This window comes from Stenotrophomonas nitritireducens (assembly GCF_001700965.1).
Lineage (GTDB): Bacteria > Pseudomonadota > Gammaproteobacteria > Xanthomonadales > Xanthomonadaceae > Stenotrophomonas > Stenotrophomonas nitritireducens_A.
The window spans coordinates 756,309-775,591 of record NZ_CP016756.1 but is presented as its reverse complement, the minus strand read 5'-3'; the positions used below and the strand labels follow the sequence as shown (position 1 = coordinate 775,591).

Sequence of the window (19,283 nt, the reverse complement as noted above, 5' to 3'; positions counted from 1 at the left end):
GTAGGGCCGAGCCATGCTCGGCAAGGGGCTGTACCGGGCAAGCCCCTGCCGAGCATGGCTCGGCACTACAGGTGCGGTTGCCGGCTTACTTGATGATCCGCACCGGCAACGGGATGTTGCACAGATCGATGTGGCCAGCCGCGCGCTTGTAGAAACCGTCGACGCGATTGCGGCGCGCTTCCACCGCGTCGGCGAAGGTCTTGGAGTCGGTGCGCAGCACCTGCAGTTTCACCCGCTGCGCTTCCGGTAATTCGCTGGCCAGGGTGATCGCCTTGATCGGCGTACGCTGCGCGGCGTCCTCATAAAAGCCCATCGGCTCGGGCCCACGCTTGATCGTGCTGAGCAGTTCCATGCCCTTGAGCACGCGACCAACCAGGGTGATGTTACGGTCCAGCTGGCGTGGCGACTGGCCGGTGACCACATAGAGTTCGGCGCCCAGGCTGCTGTCTTCCTCGTTGTTGCGGCCCGCGCCGACGGCGCCATAGCAATGCGCCAGCCAGGCGTTCTGGCCGTCGCTGCCAACGGCGAAGTCACCCACAAACCCGGTCCTGGCAGCCCAGCCGTCGCGGTCGGGCAGCGCAGTGAAATCCAGCCCCGCTGCGGGACGCTGGAATTCCGCCGGCAGGTGGGTTTTGGCGCCGCCCATCGACTTTGCCTTGGCCGCATCGTCGGCATCGGCGTCGCCGAACTGGACCACGAAGTTGTCCTGCGATCGATAGATGCTCAGGCCATCCCAGAAGTGTTGCTTGGCCAGGGTACGGATGTTGCCAGCGTGTTCGGGCGCGAACTGCGGGGCCAGTTCGATGATGACGCGGCCGCCTTCCAGGTCCATGTACACAGTGTTTTCGGCGGCCGGGCTGTGCCAGTCGCTGGTCGGCGCGGCGTCGATGATCTCCTGCGCGCTGCGGTACTTGGCGGGGGCGTCAGCGGCCAGCAGCGGCAGCGGGGACAGCGACAGGGCCAGCGCGAGCAGGCAGGGGCGTAGCGTCATCGGGCGCATTCCAGTTGGGTGTAGCCCGATTCTGCGCGATTGCGCGGCGTGCCGGCCAGCGCCGTGACGGCGGTAAGGGTGACTACCGGCACATTCGCTATAGCGAACTAAACACTAGTGTTTGCTTCAGGCTAGTTGGCAGGAGCGAAGGCCATGACTGAATTGGATGCGCATCTGCGCAAGTTCCAGAAGGAATTGAGCACAGGCACGGTGTCGCTGGCCTTGCTGGCGGTGTTGGCCAAGGCGCCGGAGCCGCTGTACGGCTATCTGATCGCCAAGGAGCTGGAGCGGGTCGGCGATGGGGTGCTGAGCGGCAAGCAGAGCGCGCTGTACCCGGTATTGCGCAACCTGGAGGGTGCCGGCCTGCTGGAAAGTCATGTGGAGCCATCGGTGGCGGGACCACCACGGCGCTACTACCGCATCAATGACGACGGTCGCGCCGCGCTGCGGCAGTGGATCGCTGCCTGGAATGCCACCCGCGACTCGGTCGAGTCGGTACTGGAAGGAATCAAGTGATGAACACCGAATACAACGCACGACCGCTGCCCACGACCATCCCCGAGTACCTGGAGCAACTGCGTGCTGCCTTGAGCGGGGCGGACCCGGCGATGATCCAGGATGCGCTATACGACGCGGAGGAATACCTGCGTTCGGAGCTGGCCGAGCAGCCGGGCAAGAGCGAGGCCGACGTGATTGCCGGGGTTGCCGGCAGCTATGGCGCGCCGGAGGAAGTTGCCGAGATTTACCGCGAAACCGAAGTGACGGTGAACCGCGCACTGCGTACGCCGCGGCCAGCCGCACGGCCGGCGCCGGCGGTGTCAGTGGCGGCTGCCGACGCCATTGCCTCGCCTGTCGAGCCGAGCGCGGTTGCGCCGGTCCGCGCGCCTGCACCGCGTTCCCTGTTTGCCCGCTTCTTCGGTGTGGCGCTGGACCCGCATACCTACGGCGCGCTGTTCTACATGCTGTTGTCGCTCGCCACCGGCACGTTCTTCTTCACCTGGGTGGTGACTGGTTTGTCATTGTCGGTATCGCTGCTGATCCTGATCATCGGCATCCCGATCCTGCTGTTGTTCCTGGGCTCGGTGCGGGTGTTGTCGCTGGTTGAAGGACGCATCATCGAAACCATGCTCGGGGTGCGCATGCCGCGCCGGCCGGCCTATACCGATCGCAGCCAGGGTTGGCTGCAGCGCATCGGCGCAATGTTCTCGGATGGGCGCACTTTGCTGACGATGCTGTACTTCGTACTGATGCTGCCGCTGGGCATTCTGTACTTCACTCTGGCAACGACCTTGCTGTCGACGTCATTGGCGCTGGTATTTGCCCCGGTCGTGGGACTGGTGACCAATCTGCCGGTCGGGATATGGATCGATGGCGTGAACGTCGGCGATGCGTTCTGGTTGTGGCCGGTATCGGTTGGCGTGGGTGTGCTGCTGCTATTCGGCACCCTGCATCTGGCGCGCGGCATCGGCAAGTTGCACGGCGCCATGGCCAAGCAGTTGCTGGTGCGGCTGTAAGCCAGCTGCAGTGAGTGAAAGCAGGCGAGGGCGCCGCTGGCGCCCTTGTTTTTTTGTAGTGCCGAGCCATGCTCGGCAGAGGCCTTCGCGGTAAAGCCGCTGCCGAGCATGGCTCGGCACTACCGGTGCTAGCCCCTCTCCCGCTCGCGGGAGAGGGGCTGGGGTGAGGGCGGCTTTTTCGGCGTTACCGGTAAGGCTGATGCCGAGCATGGCTCGGCATTACGCTTGTCAGCGCTGGGCGCGGCGGCGCAGCGGGGTGACGTTGCTGCTGGCTTTCTTCGGCTTCTTGGCGGCCGGCTGTGCGGACTGCGCACTGAAGAAGTCGCGCATCTTCGGGTAGACCACTTCGCGCCAGCGGCGGCCGCTGAAAATGCCGTAGTGGCCGGCACCTTCAACGATGAAGTGGTCGCGGCGCGAGGCCGGGATGCCGGTGCACAGTGCCTGTGCGGCTTCGGTCTGGCCGAGCCCGGCGATATCGTCCAGCTCGCCTTCGATGCTCAGCAGGGCGGTGTCGCGGATGGCCGACGGATCGACGTGCTCACCGCGCACATACCACTCGCCGCGCGGCAGCAGGAATTCCTGGAACACCACGCGGATGGTGTCCAGGTAGAACTGCGCCGGCATGTCCAGCACGGCGTTGTATTCGTCGTAGAAACGGCGATGCGCATTGGCATCGTCAAGGTCGCCCTTGACCAGGTCGGTATAGAAATCCCAGTGCGACATCAGGTGGCGGCTGGGGTTCATCGACATGAAACCGGCGTGCTGCAGGAAGCCCGGATAGACGCGGCGGCCCTGGCCCGGATACGGCGCCGGGATGGTGTGGATGACGTTGTTCTCGAACCACGACATCGGATTGCGCGTGGCAAGGTTGTTGACCGCGGTGGGGCTGCAGCGGGCATCGATCGGGCCGCCCATCATTACCAGCGAGCGCGGCGTGGCTTCGCCACGGCTGGCCATCAGCGACACTGCGGCCAGCACCGGCACGGTGGGCTGGCAGACGCTGACCACGTGCACATTGTCGGCGCCGAGGTGGCGGATGAATTCCTGTACGTATTCGATGTAGTCGTCCAGGCCGAACTCGCCCTGTTCCACCGGCACCATGCGCGCATCGACCCAATCGGTGACGTAGACACGGTGGTCGCGCAGCAGGGTGCGCACGGTGTCGCGCAGCAAGGTGGCGTGGTGGCCGGACAGCGGCGCCACCACCAGCACGATGGGCTGGGCGAGCAGCGCTTCTACCTTGGAGGTTTCGTTGCTGTGGCGCTTGAAGCGCAGCAGTTTGCAGAACGGCTTCTCGACCTCGGTGAGCTGGGCGATCGGCACGATTTCGCCGTCAAGCTCCAGCTCGTGGATGCCCCACTCGGGCTTCTCGTAATCCTTGCCAAGGCGGTGGAACAGCTCGTTCATTGCCGCGAAGCGGTCAGCGCCCGGCATCGACGACCACCAGTGGCCCGAATTATTGAAGAACGCCGCATTGGCCTGCGCCTGGTGAACCCAGGGCGCGAGCAGGTTGCGGGTCAATTCATGCAGTTGATAAAGCATGATTTCCCAATATGTACAGTCATATGATGCTGTGCAGCATAACGCACTATGGCCGATCAGGCGTTAAGCGAGGTATTGGCCTTTAGTCGGCCCGTTCCAGTGCGGCGATGTCTTCGCTGAATGCCGGCGCCAGCCAGCAGTGCGAACCAACCGCGCGGAAGCCCACTTCACGCAGCTGGCGCTTGTACCAGCGGGCAGGGCGCTGCTGGAACCCATCATGGTCGCCATGGAACTCGTCCTCGGCGGTGAACAGCTCCAGGAAGGCGACCCCGCTGCACAGCTCGGCCAGGCCGGGCAGGCCTTGGCGCAGCTCGCGGCTGGGCACGTAATGGAGCACGTCCGAGCAGACCAGCAGGTCCACCGGCGCGCAGGGCCGCAGCCACTGGAAGTCGCCGAAGGTGGCCAGGTGCAGGTTGCGGGTACGGCCGTAGCGGCGCACTGCATATTCGCTGCTGTCAAAGCCCATGTACTGCAGCTTGGGCCGCAGCTTCAGCAGCGGCGCGCGCCAGGCCGCTTCGCCGGCGCCGATGTCGAGCGCGCTGCGGATCGGGCGTTCCAAGTAGTACTCGGCTGCGGCCACGGCCAGTTGCACCTTGCGCGCCAGCCGCGCCGGGCCACCGATATCGTCGCGGCGGTACCAGCGTTGGAAGTAGTCGGCGTCGTACTGCTTGTCCTGCATGTGCGTGTCTTGTGCGGATGAGCGAAAATGGGGCACATCCTACGCCGCCGCTGGAGCCAGTGCATGCAGTCCTACTTTTGGGTAAAGACCTTCCACCTTGTTTTCGTGGTGGCGTGGATGGCGGCGGTGTTCTACCTGCCGCGGATCCTGGTCAACATCGCCGAGGCCGCAGGCCAGCCAGCGGTGGTGGAACGGCTGCAATTGATGGGCAAGCGCCTGTACCGGTTCGGCCATGTCATGTTTGGCATTGCCTTCATTCTTGGACTGGTGTTGTGGCTGGGCTACAAGGTGCTGCCGGAGTTTCCGACCATGGTGGCGCCGGGAGCAGCCGGCTGGCTGCACGCCAAGCTGGGCTTGGTGGTGTTGCTGCTGGTGTATTTCATCTTCACCGGCCGCTGGCTGAAATGCACGATCAAGGGCAAGGCCTTGCCGTCTTCGGGCGCGTTGCGCTGGTTCAATGAGCTGCCGCTGGTGCTGTTCATTGCGATTGTCTACTTGGTGCTGGCCAAGCCGTTCTGAGTTTTTTTGGGTGCTGCGAAGAGCAACGGCACCCCTCCCAACCCTCCCCTTGGCTGCGCCAAAGGGAGGGCTCAAACTTTGCCCTCTCTTGCGGGTAGGGTCGGGGAGGGCGTGAGTGATCCTTACGCTCCCGTAATGCTTCTGCGAATGCCGGGTAAGCGGACACATCATTGTGGTCGGCCCCGTTGATGGTCACTGCCTGCGCCATGCCTGGCCGGAATTCGCGTAGCAAGCGCAAAGAACTTGTATTCGGAATCACTTCGTTCTGGTGCTGCTTGAAGCACCCCTCTCCCCAACCCCTCTCCCGCAAGGGGAGAGGGGCTTAGAACCCTGCATGCGCCAGCAATTTGCGCAACTGCAGCTTCGAGCCCCTCTCCCCTTGCGGGAGAGGGGTTGGGGAGAGGGGGGCTCTTGGCCGGAAAACGAAGAGGCCGGCATTGCCGGCCTTCTTCTCGATTCTCAGCCCGCCGGCGCCAGTTGCCGTAATTCCTTGCGCGCAGCGTCGATCCACGCGCGCTGCGCCTGCTGGTAATAGCGCGGTGAGGTTTCGGCACGGTCGAGGATGTTCTGCAGCTGCTTGGCAGCCTCATCGTCGCGTCCGGCACGCTTGAGCAGCAGGGCATAACGCAGGCGTGCTTCTTCGCCCGGATAACCGCCGATCAAGGCCTCGTATTCGTGCAGTGCGGCAGCGATGTCGGCGCTGTCTTCCACGGTGCGTGCATACAGCAGGTGGCCGTCGTGCGAGCGGAAATTGGGATTGGCGGCGATCAGCGCTTCGAGTGTTCTGCGTGCCTGTGCCGGCTGCTGCAGGCCGTACTGGGCCTTGGCCAGGCCCAGCATCAGGTCGGGGTCTTCGCTGTACAGTCCGCGCAGCGCACCTTCGTACAAAGATGCTGCCTCGGCGTATTCGCCACGGTCCAGGTGTTCCTGGGCCAGGCGCCGGCGGTTGTCGGCGGTGTCGGAACCGCGCAGGCGCCGGTCAGCCTCACGCTTGCGCCGCTGCGGATCGATCTGGTCGCGCACCTGGCGCAGGCCGCGGCGTGCGTTGGGATTGTTGCGCAGCTCAGGCAGCACCTCGGCGATGAAGTAGATCAGCACCGCCAGGTACGAGAACACCAGAATGATGAAGATCCAGTACAGCGGCCGCCCGGTGCGCACGACGTGTACGCAGCAGGCAACCTGCAGCACCAACGAAAGCAGAATGATCGGACTCATCCCTGTGTCCCCGATGTGGAAGCGGCTCAGGCCGCTTCGTAGGCACCGTAGCTGCGCAGGCGGGCGTAACGCTTGGCCAGCAGTTCGTCCACCGACAGCTTCTCCAGCGCGTCCATCTCGTTGAGCAGCACGGCTTTCAGGCGCTTGCCCATCTGCGTCGGGTTGCGGTGGGCGCCGCCGATCGGTTCGCGGATCACCTTGTCGATCAGGCCCAGGCTCTTCAGGCGCGGGGCGGTCATGCCGAGCTGTTCGGCGGCGTCCTTGGCCTTGCCGGCATCCTTCCACAGGATGGAGGCGCAGCCTTCCGGGCTGATGGTCGAGTAGACACTGTATTCCAGCATCAGGGTACGGTCACCGACGCCCAGCGCCAGCGCGCCGCCGGAACCGCCTTCGCCGATCACGGTGCAGATCACCGGTACCTTCAGCTCGGCCATCTCCATCAGGTTGCGGGCAATGGCTTCGGACTGGCCGCGCTCTTCGGCATCGATGCCCGGCCAGGCGCCGGCGGTGTCGATCAGGGTCAGCACCGGCAGGCCGAAGCGCTCGGCCATCTTCATCAGGCGCAGGGCCTTGCGGTAACCCTCGGGCTTGGGCATGCCGAAGTTGCGGCGCACCTTTTCCTTGGTGTCGCGGCCTTTCTGATGCCCGATCAGCATCACCGAACGGCCGCCGATACGGGCCAGGCCGCCGACAATGGCCTTGTCGTCGGAGAAGGCGCGGTCGCCGGCCAGCTCCTGGAATTCGTCGCAGAAGATGCGGATGTAGTCGAGCGGGTACGGGCGCGACGGGTGGCGGGCCACCTGCAGCACCTGCCAGGAGGACAGGTTGCGGAAGATCTGGGCAGTACGCAGGCGCAGCTTGTCTTCCAACGCCTTGACCTCGGCATCGACATTGACCGCCGGCCCGGCGCTGGCACTGCGCAGGTCCTTGATCTTGGATTCCAGATCGGCGATGGGTTGCTCGAAATCGAGGTAATTCGGATTCATCGGAAACCGTCAGCAATGAAAGGGGGGAAGTGTAGCCGAACGCGCCGTATCAACCCGTACGCGTCCGTCCGGACAATCAGTTGGCCCAGGGCGGGCTGTACTTGACCTTGACCCGGCGCACGGCCGGGTCTTCACGCAGGGCGTCCAGCAGCTTGGGCGTGACCCGCACCGAGCCGCTGCTGCCCAGGTCCAGCATGCCGGCAATGCTGCCGGGCTTGCCGTTGAGCAGCAGGTCCAGCCGCAACGGCGTGCGGCCGGGGCGGTGGGCAGCCAGCAGGGCGTCGATACGCTGCCAGATCGGGCCGCCACGGCCGTCGACACGCATCGACAGGCGCAAGGCGTGGTCGGCGCAGAGCTGCTCGTAGTCCCAGCACTGGCGCATGCGCAGGGCATAACCGCCGTTGAACTCGTCCTCGCGCAGGCCTCCCTTGACCACCAGGATGCGGTCCTTGGTCATCAAGTGGCCAAACTCGGCCAGACCATCGGAGAACGCACTGCATTCAACCCGGCCCTTGCCGTCTTCCAGGGTCACGAAGACCTGGCTGTCGCCCTTGCGGCGTACACCAATGACCATGCCGGCCAGGATCACCGGGGATTCCTGGCGCCAGGCGCGCTTCTCACCGTCCTTGGAGGGGAAGGCCGGGGCAATCAGCTTGTCCAGGCCGCCAAGGTCGGTGCCGACCAGCTCCTTGACGTCATCGGCATAGGGGTCGAACGGGTGGCCGCTGAGATAGAAGCCCAGCGTTTCGCGTTCGCCGTTGAGCAGCTGCGCCAGCGGCCATTCCTTGCTCTCGGGCAGGTCAAGCTGGCTGGCGGTGGTGACAGGGTCGGGCGCGCCGAACAGCGAGTTCTGCCCGGAGGCCTTTTCGCGCGCGATCTGCTCGGTGGCCTTGATTACCTCGGGCAGCTGCAGCGCCAGGGTTGCGCGGTTCTTGCCGATGCCATCGAAGGCACCGCAGTTGATCATCGCTTCCAGCGTGCGGCGGTTGAGCTTGCCCGTTTCCACGCGTGCGCAGAAATCCAGCAATGAGGCGTATTCGCCACCGCGCTCACGCTGTTCGACCACGGCTTCGCACGCGCCCTGACCGACGCCCTTGATCGCACCCAGGCCGTAGCGGATGGTGTCGGCGTTGGCCGCCTCGAACATGTACGCGGAGTTGTTGACGCGCGGTGGCAGCACGGTCAGGCCGAGGTTCTTCACCTCGGCCAGGAACCCCACCACCTTGTCGGTGTTGTCCATGTCCGAGGACAGCGTCGCAGCCATGAATTCGGCCGGGTAGTGACGCTTGAGCCAGGCGGTCTGGTAACTGACCAGTGCGTAGGCCGCAGCATGCGACTTGTTGAAACCATAGCCGGCGAACTTCTCCATCAAGTCGAAGATTTCGTCGGCCTTGGGGCCATCAACGCCGCCGGTGGCTGCACCTTCGCGGAAGATCTCGCGGTGCTTGGCCATTTCCGCCGGCACCTTCTTGCCCATCGCGCGGCGCAACAGATCGGCGCCGCCCAGCGAGTAGTTGCCGACGATCTGCGCCATCTGCATCACCTGCTCCTGGTACACCATGATGCCGTAGGTGTCTTTCAGGATGGCTTCGGTACGCGGATCGGGGTAGATGATTTCTTCCTGGCCGTGCTTACGCGCGTTGAAGGAGGGAATCAGGTCCATCGGGCCGGGGCGGTACAGCGACACCAGTGCGATCAGGTCTTCGAAGCGGTCAGGGCGCGCGTCCTTCAGCAGGCGGCGCATGCCCGAGGATTCGAACTGGAACACCGCACCGGTATTGCCGTTGGCGAAGATGTCCTTGTAGGTGGGCGCATCGTCGAGCGGGATGTGGGCGATATCGACCGGTGGAATGCCGGCGCGCTCATGGCGCTTGTTGATCGCCTTCACCGCCCAGTCAATGATGGTCAGCGTGCGCAGGCCGAGGAAGTCGAACTTCACCAGGCCGACTTCTTCGACGTCGTTCTTGTCGAACTGGGTGACCGGATTGCGGCCGATGCCGCCTTCGTCATGTTCGGCGTACAGCGGGCAGAACTCGCTCAGCGGCTCCGGCCCGATCACCACGCCACCGGCATGCTTGCCGGCGTTGCGGGTCAGGTCTTCCAGCTGCAGGGCCAGATCGATCAGGTCGCGGACGTCGTCTTCGGATTCGTAGCGCTGGATCAGCTCGGCCGAGGCCATTTCCGAATTTTCGCCGTCCTTGCCCTTGCCCAGCGCATCCTTCAGGTGGATGCCGAGGATGTTGGGGATCAGCTTGGAAACGCCATCTACCAGACCGTACGGGAAGCCCAGCACGCGGCCGGTATCGCGCACCACCGCCTTGGCCGCCATGGTGCCGTAGGTGATGATCTGGCTGACGCGCTCGCGGCCGTATTTGCGCGCGACGTAGTCGATCACCTCGTCGCGGCGGTCCATGCAGAAGTCGATGTCGAAGTCGGGCATCGACACGCGTTCGGGGTTGAGGAAGCGCTCGAACAGCAGGTTGTAGGGCAGCGGGTCAAGATCGGTGATCTTCAGCGCCCAGGCCACCAGCGAGCCGGCACCGGAACCACGGCCGGGGCCGATCGGGATGCCCTGGTTCTTGCCCCACTGGATGAAGTCGGCAACGATCAGGAAGTAGCCGGGGAAGCCCATCTTGATGATGGTGTCGAGCTCGAACTCCAACCGCGCGTTGTAATCCTCGCGGGTCATGCCGGCAGCCAGCGGGTGCACCTGCAGGCGCTCTTCCAGGCCGTCGCGCGAGATCTTCTGGATCCAGGTGTCCAGCGTTTCGTCGTCCGGCACCGGGTAGTTGGGCAGGAAGTAGGTGCCCAGCCGCATCTCCACGTTGCAGCGCTCGGCCAACGCCAGCGTGTTGTCGATCGCGTCGGGGATGTCGGCGAACAGCTCGCACATCTGTTCCGGCGTTTTCAGGTATTGCTCGCGGCTGTACTCGCGTGGCCGCTTGGGGTCGTCGAGGACGCGGCCGGTGGAAATACAGACGCGTGCTTCGTGGGCCTCGAAATCATTGGGCGACAGGAAGCGCACGTCGTTGCTGGCAATCACCGGCAGGCCGCGCTGGCCGGCGGCCATCAGCGCGAACTGGTTGAAACTTTCCTCGCCTTCGCGACCGGTGCGGGTCAGTTCCAGGTGCAGGCCATCGCCGAATACGCGCTGCCAGTCGGCGAGCTGCTGCTCGGCCAGATCGTGGCGGCCTTCGCTGGCCAGGCGCCCGGCCAGGCTGTGACGGCCGGCCAGGGCAAACAGGTTCTTGCAGCCGTCCTTGAGCCACTGCGGATGCACGGCGACGCCGCCTTCGTTGCGGTGGCCTTCCATCCAGGCGCGGGTCAGCAGCCGCGACAGGCTCAGGTAGCCTTCGCGGTCACGGCACAGCAAGGTCATGCGCCAGGGGTCCTGGCCGTCCTCGGTGATCAGCAGGTCGGCGCCGGCGATGGGCTTGATGCCTACGCCTTCTGCGGCTTTGTAGAACTTCACCAGCGCGAACAGGTTGTTCAGGTCGGTGACCGCCAGTGCAGGCGCCTTCATCTCGACCGAGCGGCTGAGCAGGTTGGGCTGTTTGGCCTTCTTCGGATCAGCCTGATCCGGTTTGGCGGGCACGCGGATGGTGGAGTCCACCATCGAGAATTCGGTGTGGACGTGGAGATGGACGAAACGGGAAGAAGTAGACATGCGGGGCCAGAGTTATGCCGATGCAGGGTAGCGACGGGGGCGGGGTGGGGCAAGGCTTGACATGCCCCCGGCGGTGGCCGGCGCGGGCATCCGCCGCGCGTCGGCTTTCCCCGAGGGCGACCGGGAGCGTCCCTCAAGCCCCCGGCCCCGCTGCCTCGGCATGGTCCTGGCGGTACTGGCTGCGGCGTTGTCAGCGTAAGGCTTCAGTGGACGCGGAAGTAGGTGAGCGGTTCAGGTGCATAACTGCTTTCACGCACCCTGCGCTGGTGCTCATGCAGCCGGGCTTCGATTTCTCGAAGCTCCAGCCAACGGCTGCGGTTGAAGTCGATCTCCTCGTCGCTGCGTCCCTGGCGCTGGGCCTCGACATGGCGCAGGCGCCGGTAATCGAGGAAATTTGCAACCTCGGCGGTCAGCTTCGGCCAGACCGTGTCGATCACGATGGCCAGGTCCAGTTGGCCTACGCCGGGGACGGTGTCGGGGATCAGTTGCCGGCTGGCGTGAAGATAGGCCACCACCAGCGTGAGTTCGCGGCTTACCTGGGGGCTGGGTTCCCAGTCGCGGTCCTGCAGCAGCTGTTCCAGCAGTTGCGCGTGTTCGATGCGTTGCTGGATGCACGCTGATGGTGCGTCGTCCGCAGTGTCGTCGTTCAGCATGCGGGCGGCAGTGGCGAGCTGGTCGGTCTGCAGCGGCGGCGCGGCGCGGCCGAGCAATGCCAGCACACCATTGAAGTACTCCACTTCACGGGGCACCAGCAGGTAATCGTTGATGTGGTGGCGGCGCAACGGGGCGCCGGTCGCGGCGTGGTCCAGTACCTGCGGCAGCGGAAGGCGGGGGGCGGGAATGGCGTACATGATGCGGCTCCTGTGGGGAAGGTGCGCCCGTGAAGGCAGGGCGCAGCGCCAGCATCGGCTTGGGCGTAGCATGGGTCATGATGGCGGGCGGAGCCTTCAGACAGTCATTGCGCTGGTTTCTGAGGAATTCATGAGGGCTTGCCGATGGGTGCGGTCGAAGACCCGGGAGACACAGGTCAGTTGCGCCACCGCTATCGTTTTGACGGCATCGTGGTGGACACGGTGGCGCATACGCTCAGCCGTGACGGCAGGTTCCTGTCGGTGGAGCCTAAGGCGTTCGCGGTGCTGTTGCTGCTGCTGCGTCATGCAGATGAATTGCTGGTGCGCGACCAGCTGCTGGATGCGGTGTGGGGCCACCGGCATGTAACCCCCGGGGTCCTGACGCGGGCCATCGCGCAGCTGCGTTCGGCGCTGGAAGACCCCGCACATGCGCCGCGCTACATCCAGACCCAGCATGGGCTGGGTTACCGCTTCATCGGCACGCTGCTGCCGGATGAGCCGGCTGTCACCGAGCCCCTGCCTGCGCCGCCGCTTGCCGGTTCAGACGCGGTGGAGCCATTCGTTGCCGCAAATGATCTCGAAGACGAGGCCATGGCGCCTTCCGGCCCGGCCGAACCGCCGCCCCGCGTTTGGTTTTCAGACCGGTGGCGGGCGGCGCTCACGCTGCCGCTGCCGGCGTGGCTGCGGTCGCGGGCGCTGCTGATCGGCGCCGGAGTGCTGTTGCTGCTGTTGGCCGTGGCTGTCTGGTGGTGGAGCCGCAGCCCGGTTGTGGCAAATGCGTCGATCGCGGTGATGCCATTCAGCAGCCTCAGCGACAATGCGGCTGACCGCTATTTCGCCGATGGGCTGGCGGTGGAGATGCACGATGCGCTGACCAACGTGCCGGGCCTGAAGGTGGCGGCGCGACAGCTCACCACCGCGGCCAGCAGTGATGCTGACGGGGAAGACGTGCGCCGCATCGGGCAGCGACTGGGAGTGGCGACCTTGCTGGATGCGAGCGTGCGACGCGAGGGTGGGCGGGTGAGGATCAGTGCACGGTTGTCCGATACCAGCACCGGTTTCACCCTGTGGGCGGAAACCTATGATCGCGAGATCAACGATGTGTTCGCGCTGCAGGGCGAGATAGCCAACAAGGTGGTGCACGCCTTGCTGGGTCATCTGCCGGGGAAAACAGCCGGGATCGCGCAGCGGCTTACGCCGACCAACGACGTCAACGCCTACGATGCCTATCTGCGTGGCCTGGCGTTGTTGCAACGCCCGGTTGGCGAGGCCGGCAATGCGCGGGCAATGGCGGCTTTCGGCCAGGCGCTGGCGCTTGATCCCCACTTCGCGCGGGCGCAGGCGGGCATCTGCCGCGCGCAGATCGCGCGGCTGGAAGGGGTCAGCGATGCGGAGGCATTTACCCGCGCACGCCAGGCCTGCGCACGCGCGCAGGCAATGGACCCGGGCCTGCGCGAGGTGAGCCTGGCAATGGCGGAAATCGCCCGGGTCAGTGGCCAGAACGAACAAGCGCTGCAGCTTTACCAGCAGGTCATCGATGATCCGGCACTGCGTGCCGATGGCTTGGTCGGGCAGGCCCGCACCTATGCCGCGCTCGGCCAGGAGGCGAAGGCGCTGCAGGCGTTCCAGCACGCGATCGCGGCGCGGCCCAGCGATGCGCAGATCTATCGCCTGCTCGGCTACCACCATTGGCTGCGCGGTGATGTGCCCAAGGCGATCGAGGCCTTTGTCACCGCCACCGTGCTGCAGCCCGAAGACAGCCGGCTATGGGGAAGCCTGGGCGGGTTGTATCTTGCGCAGGGCGACACCGCGCAGGCAGGGCACGCGTTCAACATGTCGCTGTCGATCGAACCCAATGCCGGTGCGTTGACCAACCTGGGCTCGATGAAATTCGATCAGGGCGAATATGCGCTCGCTGCCGAACTGTTCCAGCAGGCAACGGTGCTGGAACCGGAAGACTATCTGCACTGGGGCAACCTGGCCGACGCGCTGGCCGCAGCGCCGGCTACCGCCGCGCAGGCGCAGGCGCCGTATCTGCGCGCAGCCCATCTGGCGCAGCAGTATGTGGATGTACGCCGCGACGATGCCTATGCGTTGGCGTTGCTGTCCTGGTACCGCGCCAACCTGGGCGAGCGTGGCCGCGCGCTTGCTGATCTGCAGGCTGCACGCGCGCTGGGCACGCAGGCGGCCGAGGTCGCACTGTGGTGCGCGCAGACACTGACCCTGCTCGGCGACCGGCCGGGTGCGCAGGGCTGCGTTCAAACCGCATTGAAACAGGGTATTCCGCAGCAGCGCATCGATGCACTGCTGTCGTTGCAGCGCTTTGCCATGGTGGGCAATGGGGGGCGGCGGGAGTGAGCGGGGTTTTCCTGTCCGGGGCGGCGGACCTCATCGAGGAGTTGTCGTCATGAACTACAGACTGTGGGTCGGTGTTGTTCTTTCCGTGGGTGTCGCGGCTTGCTGCACGCTGCCGACAACATCACCGGGCGAACCTGTGCAGTGCACAGACAGCGTGCCGGTGCGGATTGTCAAAGTGGTTTACGTCGATGTGGCAGCCGGCGCCAACGGCCCGGTCATCCGACCCGAGCTGTGCGTGGTGCGCAGCGGAACCGTGGTGCTGTGGCGTACCGCGCAGGACGTGCTGGATCCGTTCGAACTGGCGTTCGCCGAGTCTCCGGTCGATCCTGCACATCAGCGCGGAGCAGCGGATGGACCGCCGAAGGATTTCCGGTCCCAACGCTTGGGAAGGCGCCAGGAAGTGCAGATCATCGCCAAGGAGGTGAGCCGCGAGAGTCGCATCGATTACGACGTGCGGATCGGCTCACGGCATCTGGATCCGGGTATCAAGATCATGCCGCGTTGAGCGGCAGTGGCTGGCTCAGGAGGCCTCGAAGCAGGCTCGCACCGGGGCGAAACTGCGGCGGTGCTGCGGGCACGGGCCATGTGCCCGCAGTGCCGCCATATGCAGGGGCGTGCCATAGCCCTTGTGCTGGTCGAAGCCGTAGGCGGGATGCTGCTGGTGCAGTTCCAGCATGTAACGGTCGCGGCTGACCTTGGCCAGGATGGAGGCGGCCATGATGCTGCGGTCCAGGGCGTCGCCGCCGACCAGCGCCTCGGCCGGGCAGGGCAGGCCCTTGGGAATCTTGTTGCCGTCGATGCGGGCGAACCGCGCCACGTGCGCCACGCCTTCCACCGCCAGGCGCATACCCTGCATGGTGGCTTGGAAGATGTTGAGGCTGTCGATCTCGGCCACGTCGACCATGATGATCTTGTAGGCCAGGGCGCGCTCGATGATGCGGTCGTAGAGCTGCTCGCGGCGCAGTGCGGTCAGCGCCTTGGAGTCATCCAGGCCATTGAGGCGCGGCCGCTGCGGATCGAATACCACCGCCGCTACGGCGACGGGGCCGGCCAGCGGTCCGCGACCGGCTTCATCGACGCCGGCATGCAGGCGCAATTCGGGTTCGGCGACTGCTGCAGTGGAAAACAGTGAGGCTTGCTCGGTCAGCGGCTCACCCGGCGTCGGGCGCGTGCGCTTCACGGTGCAGGTTCCTTGGCGGGCCGGTTCGCAGGCTGCAACAGGCTGGCGATGGCAACGGCAGCACGTGCCGAAGCATCCTGGCGCAGCTGCTGGTGCAGTTGGCGATAGTCCGCCTGCAGGCCGCTGACAAGCTCGGGATGTTCGAACCAGTGGCTCACTGCTGCGGCAAGTTTGTCCGGGGTGCAGTCGTGCTGGATCAGCTCCGGCGCCAAATCCTTGCCGGCCAGTACATTGGGCAGGGCGTAGCGGTTGACCTTGATCAGGCCCAGCGCCTTGACGATACGGTAGGTGAGTTCGGCCACCCGGTAACCCACCACCATGGGGCGTTTGACCAGCATGGTTTCCAGGGTGGCGGTGCCGGAGGCCAGCATCACCACATCGGCGGCGGTCATCGCTTCGCGTGCCTTGCCATCGAGCAGGTGGACGCGCGCGCTGGGCAGGGCTGCAGCGCGGATCTGCTCGGTGATCATCGCCTTGCACTTGGCATTGGCCGCCGGTACGACGATGTGCAGGTTGCGGTCGTGCTCGCACAATTGCCAGGCCGCGGCGAAGAACGGCGGGCCGAGCCGGCTTACTTCGCCAAGCCGGCTGCCGGGCAGCACCGCAAGCAGCTTGGCCTGTTCGGGAATGCCCAAGGCCTGACGCGCCTGCTCGCGGTCGCTGTGCAAGGGGATCTCGTCGGCCATCGGGTGACCGACGAAGCGTGCATCAATGCCGTGACGGGCATAGATCGGTGGTTCCATCGGGAACAGGCACAGCACCATGTCGGCGCTGGCGCCGATCTTCTCCGCACGCTTCTCGCGCCAGGCCCAGACCGACGGGCTGACGTAATGCACGGTGCGCAGGCCGCGTTGCTTGAGCCACTTCTCCACGCCCAGATTGAAATCCGGTGCGTCGATGCCGATGAATACATCCGGTTGCCAGTCGAGCACGCGCTGGCGGAAGGCCTTGCGCAGTTTCAACAGACGCGGCAGGTGGCGCAGGATCTCGGCCAAACCCATCAGCGCCAGTTCGCTGGCATCGAACCAGGTTTCGCAGCCGGCGTTGCGCATCGCATCGCCGCCGATGCCGGCAAATTCGGCATCGGGGTAGCGTGCACGCAAGGCCTTGATCAGGCCCGCGCCAAGCAGGTCGCCGGAGGCTTCACCCGCCACCAGTGCGATGCGTGGCCTGCGGCCACGCGCGCCGTCCGCATTGCGGGTTGCGGCCGTTGTCATCGCTGCAGCGGGCGCTCGCCGTGCTCGATGAAGTCCAGCATCTGCTTGACGTCATCGCTGCTCTGCGCCTGTTCGGCAAGTGCCAGCTTGGCTTCGGCCAGCGGCACGCCGGCCACGTAGATGGTGCGGTAGGCGCGCTTGATCGCGCTGATCCGTTCGGCATCGAAACCGCGACGCTTCAGGCCTTCGCTGTTGATGCCGCGCGGACGGCCGTGGCCGTCGATGCCGACCATGGTGAAGGGTGGGATGTCGCCGGTGACCAGTGCACCCATGCCGAGGAAGGCATGGTCGCCAATGCGGCAGAACTGGTGCGCACCGGCGAAGCCGCTGATGATCACCCAGTTGCCGACCGACACATGCCCGGCCAGCGTGGTGTTGTTGGAGAACACGCAGTGATCGGCCACATGGCAGTCATGGGCGACATGCACGTAGGCCAGCATCCAGTTGTCGTTGCCGATGCTGGTGACACCACCGCCGCCAGCGGTACCGCGGCTGAGGGTGACAAACTCGCGGAATACATTGCGGTCGCCGATCACCAGCTCGGTGCGCTCACCGGCGAACTTCTTGTCCTGCGGCTCGCCACCGACAGCGACATGGCCGATGAAACGGTTGTCGCGGCCGATCCGGGTCGGACCATGGATGCTGCAATGCGGGCCCACTTCGGTACCGTCGCCGATTTCAACATCGGCGCCGATCAGGGTGAATGCACCCACGCGCACGCCTTGGCCCAGTTTGGCCGAAGGATCGATGACTGCTGTCGGGTGAATCAGAGGGGCGCTGTCGCTCATCGGTTGCTCCAGCCTGGTTATTCGCGGGTGCCGGCGCACAGCACTTCGGCATGTGCAACGATTTCGCCGTCCACCTTGGCCTCGCCGTAGTAGACCGCCATGTTGCGGATCATGCGCTTGACCTGCACGTGCAGTTCCAGCACGTCACCGGGCACGACCTGCTTCATGAAGCGCACGTTGTCCACCTTGACCAGGTAGAACAGCTTGGACTGCGCATCGCGGCCCAGGCTGAGCTGGGTCAGCACGCCACCGGCCTGGGCCAGGGCTTCGATGATCAGCACGCCCGGCATGATCGGCTGGCCGGGGAAATGGCCCTGGAAATAAGGCTCGTTGATGGTGACGTTCTTGTGCGCGACGATGCGCTTGGCTTCCACATCAAGCTCGACGACCTTGTCGACCAGCAGGAAAGGATAACGGTGCGGGATCAACGTCTGGATGGTGTTGACGTCGACGGGCATCTGCAGTGGTGCGTTCATTCCTTCTCCTTGCTCACAGCCAGGATGCGACGTGCAAGTGCATCGAGCTGCTTGAAGCGCGCGGCGTTTTTGCGCCACGTGCGGTTGTCGGTCAATGGGGTGCCGGACGAATATTCGCCAGGTTCGGTGATTGAGTTGCGGACCACCGATTTGCCGGTGATCACGACGTGGTCGCAGATTTCCAGGTGGCCGACCACGCCGACCGCGCCGCCGAGCAGGCAGTAACGGCCGATCTTGGCGCTGCCGGCAATGCCGGTGGAGCCGGCGATGGCGCTGTGCGCGCCGATCTGTACGTTGTGTGCGATCTGCACCAGGTTGTCCACGCGCACGTCTTCGTCCAGCGTGGTGTCTTCCAGTGCGCCGCGGTCGATGCAGGTATTGGCGCCGATCTCGCAATCGTCGCCGATGCGCACGCCGCCCAGCTGCGCCACCTTGATCCAGTGGCCGTTGTCCATGGCCAGGCCGAAGCCCTCGGCACCGAGCACGGCGCCGGGATGGATGCGCACCCGCTTGCCCAGCTTGACCCGGGCCACCAGGGTGACGCGGGCCAGCAGTTCGCTGCCGGCCTCGACCACGCAGTCGTCACCGATGATGCTGCCGGCGCCGATGATGCAGCCTTCACCAATCACGCTGCGCGCGCCGATGCAGACATGCGGGCCGATATGCGCGCTGGCGGCCACCGTGGCGCTGGCGTCGATGGCCGCGCTGGGGTGGATGCCGGGTTCGCGCAGCGGCACCGTCTCGAACAGCGCACCGATCTTGGCGAAGGTGGTGTAGGGGTCCTTGGCGACCAACGCGGTACCCGGCGCAGCCTCGGCATCGTCTGCACGCAGCAGCACGATGGAGGCGTGGCTGTCGGCCAGCTGTGCCCGGTAGCGCGGATTGGCCAGGAAGGTCAGTTGCCCGGGGCCGGCATGGGCCAGCGTGGCAACGCCATGGATGGCAACCGACGGGTCACCGTGTACCTGCAGGCCGAAGCGGTCGGCAAGTTCCTGAGCGGTATAGGTAGGAGTATTCACGCAGCAAGTTTACCGTGTGCGCCGATGGCGGTCATGCGGGCGGACGTTATCACCCTTGCCAGGCAAGGACAGCGGGGTGGGCGAGGAGCCCGAAGTGCAGGTGTTCCGAGGGGACGGGATGGCTTTGACGGGAAGGTCTCGTTCCGCGAAGCGCAGACGCAGGCCCGGTAAAAGCAAACCCCGGGAGTGAATCGCGTCCCGGGGCAGGTTGATGCAGTAATTCTGGTGAAGAGCCCCCTTGGTAAAGGGGGCGCGCCGACAGGCGCGGGGGACTTGCAGGT

General features: G+C 65.2%; 17 protein-coding genes. 5 read left to right on the top strand and 12 right to left on the bottom strand.

Translation table 11 applies throughout. The annotated features are described in order from the left end of the window. Nucleotides 1-85 precede the first annotated feature (85 nt). Entirely contained in the window at nucleotides 86-991 is a 906-nt protein-coding gene (locus tag BCV67_RS03435; protein WP_062171376.1) for a peptidylprolyl isomerase, read from the bottom strand. 153 nt (nucleotides 992-1,144) lie between these two features. On the opposite strand from BCV67_RS03435, the gene BCV67_RS03430 reads away from it, so the two are divergent. Both BCV67_RS03430 and BCV67_RS03425 read left to right on the top strand, forming a co-directional pair. After that, nucleotides 1,145-1,507 (top strand): PadR family transcriptional regulator, encoded by a 363-nt coding sequence (locus BCV67_RS03430; protein ID WP_057628513.1) that lies wholly within the window; start codon nucleotides 1,145-1,147, stop codon nucleotides 1,505-1,507. Beyond that, a complete protein-coding gene (locus BCV67_RS03425) occupies nucleotides 1,507-2,505 on the top strand; it encodes a sensor domain-containing protein (protein ID WP_062166483.1) in 999 nt (332 codons plus the stop codon). Before BCV67_RS03430 ends, BCV67_RS03425 begins: the two co-directional genes overlap by 1 nt. A gap of 228 nt (nucleotides 2,506-2,733) precedes the next feature. On the opposite strand, the gene BCV67_RS03420 is transcribed toward BCV67_RS03425, so the two are convergent. Both BCV67_RS03420 and BCV67_RS03415 read right to left on the bottom strand, forming a co-directional pair. Next, nucleotides 2,734-4,047: a polyhydroxyalkanoate depolymerase gene (locus BCV67_RS03420; protein ID WP_062166482.1), complete on the bottom strand. Its 1,314-nt coding sequence runs from the start codon at nucleotides 4,045-4,047 to the stop codon at nucleotides 2,734-2,736. Nucleotides 4,048-4,129: 82 nt separating this feature from the next. Then, nucleotides 4,130-4,726: a class I SAM-dependent DNA methyltransferase gene (locus tag BCV67_RS03415; RefSeq protein WP_062166481.1), complete on the bottom strand. Its 597-nt coding sequence runs from the start codon at nucleotides 4,724-4,726 to the stop codon at nucleotides 4,130-4,132. A gap of 63 nt (nucleotides 4,727-4,789) precedes the next feature. Here BCV67_RS03415 and BCV67_RS03410 point away from each other — a divergent pair, with 63 nt between their 5' ends. Beyond that, nucleotides 4,790-5,245 carry a CopD family protein gene (locus BCV67_RS03410; protein WP_062166480.1) on the top strand — a complete coding sequence of 152 codons (456 nt, stop codon included), beginning with the start codon at nucleotides 4,790-4,792 and terminating at the stop codon, nucleotides 5,243-5,245. A 459-nt stretch (nucleotides 5,246-5,704) separates the two neighbouring features. Here the strand turns inward: BCV67_RS03410 and BCV67_RS03405 are convergent, their stop codons facing one another. From BCV67_RS03405 to BCV67_RS03390, 4 genes are all read right to left on the bottom strand, one after another. After that, nucleotides 5,705-6,460, bottom strand: a complete 756-nt coding sequence (locus BCV67_RS03405; protein WP_062166479.1) for a tetratricopeptide repeat protein — start codon at nucleotides 6,458-6,460, stop codon at nucleotides 5,705-5,707. 26 nt (nucleotides 6,461-6,486) lie between these two features. Further along, nucleotides 6,487-7,446 carry an acetyl-CoA carboxylase carboxyltransferase subunit alpha gene (locus BCV67_RS03400; RefSeq protein WP_062166478.1) on the bottom strand — a complete coding sequence of 320 codons (960 nt, stop codon included), beginning with the start codon at nucleotides 7,444-7,446 and terminating at the stop codon, nucleotides 6,487-6,489. A 76-nt stretch (nucleotides 7,447-7,522) separates the two neighbouring features. Further along, nucleotides 7,523-11,113 carry a DNA polymerase III subunit alpha gene (gene dnaE / locus BCV67_RS03395; RefSeq protein WP_062166477.1) on the bottom strand — a complete coding sequence of 1,197 codons (3,591 nt, stop codon included), beginning with the start codon at nucleotides 11,111-11,113 and terminating at the stop codon, nucleotides 7,523-7,525. Nucleotides 11,114-11,316: 203 nt separating this feature from the next. After that, nucleotides 11,317-11,964, bottom strand: coding sequence for a hypothetical protein (locus BCV67_RS03390; protein WP_062166476.1), 648 nt, complete (start codon nucleotides 11,962-11,964; stop codon nucleotides 11,317-11,319). Between the two features lie 144 nt (nucleotides 11,965-12,108). On the opposite strand from BCV67_RS03390, the gene BCV67_RS03385 reads away from it, so the two are divergent. Both BCV67_RS03385 and BCV67_RS03380 read left to right on the top strand, forming a co-directional pair. Then, entirely contained in the window at nucleotides 12,109-14,322 is a 2,214-nt protein-coding gene (locus BCV67_RS03385) for a winged helix-turn-helix domain-containing tetratricopeptide repeat protein (protein ID WP_065868028.1), read from the top strand. 49 nt (nucleotides 14,323-14,371) lie between these two features. After that, nucleotides 14,372-14,827, top strand: coding sequence for a hypothetical protein (locus BCV67_RS03380; protein ID WP_156775309.1), 456 nt, complete (start codon nucleotides 14,372-14,374; stop codon nucleotides 14,825-14,827). Nucleotides 14,828-14,842: 15 nt separating this feature from the next. Here BCV67_RS03380 and BCV67_RS03375 read toward each other — a convergent pair whose 3' ends face one another. The 5 genes from BCV67_RS03375 to lpxD are packed head-to-tail and all read right to left on the bottom strand — an operon-like array spanning nucleotide 14,843 to nucleotide 19,002. Then, complete coding sequence (locus BCV67_RS03375; RefSeq protein WP_428999508.1) at nucleotides 14,843-15,469, bottom strand: ribonuclease HII; 627 nt, start codon at nucleotides 15,467-15,469, stop codon at nucleotides 14,843-14,845. 29 nt (nucleotides 15,470-15,498) lie between these two features. Beyond that, on the bottom strand, nucleotides 15,499-16,719 hold the full coding sequence (lpxB, locus tag BCV67_RS03370; protein ID WP_062166473.1) for a lipid-A-disaccharide synthase: 1,221 nt from the start codon (nucleotides 16,717-16,719) through the stop codon (nucleotides 15,499-15,501). Then, on the bottom strand, nucleotides 16,716-17,507 hold the full coding sequence (lpxA, locus tag BCV67_RS03365; RefSeq protein WP_062166472.1) for an acyl-ACP--UDP-N-acetylglucosamine O-acyltransferase: 792 nt from the start codon (nucleotides 17,505-17,507) through the stop codon (nucleotides 16,716-16,718). Before lpxA ends, lpxB begins: the two co-directional genes overlap by 4 nt. A gap of 17 nt (nucleotides 17,508-17,524) precedes the next feature. Then, complete coding sequence (gene fabZ / locus BCV67_RS03360) at nucleotides 17,525-17,983, bottom strand: 3-hydroxyacyl-ACP dehydratase FabZ (protein WP_062166471.1); 459 nt, start codon at nucleotides 17,981-17,983, stop codon at nucleotides 17,525-17,527. Beyond that, a complete protein-coding gene (gene lpxD, locus BCV67_RS03355; protein WP_062166470.1) occupies nucleotides 17,980-19,002 on the bottom strand; it encodes a UDP-3-O-(3-hydroxymyristoyl)glucosamine N-acyltransferase in 1,023 nt (340 codons plus the stop codon). Before lpxD ends, fabZ begins: the two co-directional genes overlap by 4 nt. Nucleotides 19,003-19,283 lie beyond the last annotated feature (281 nt).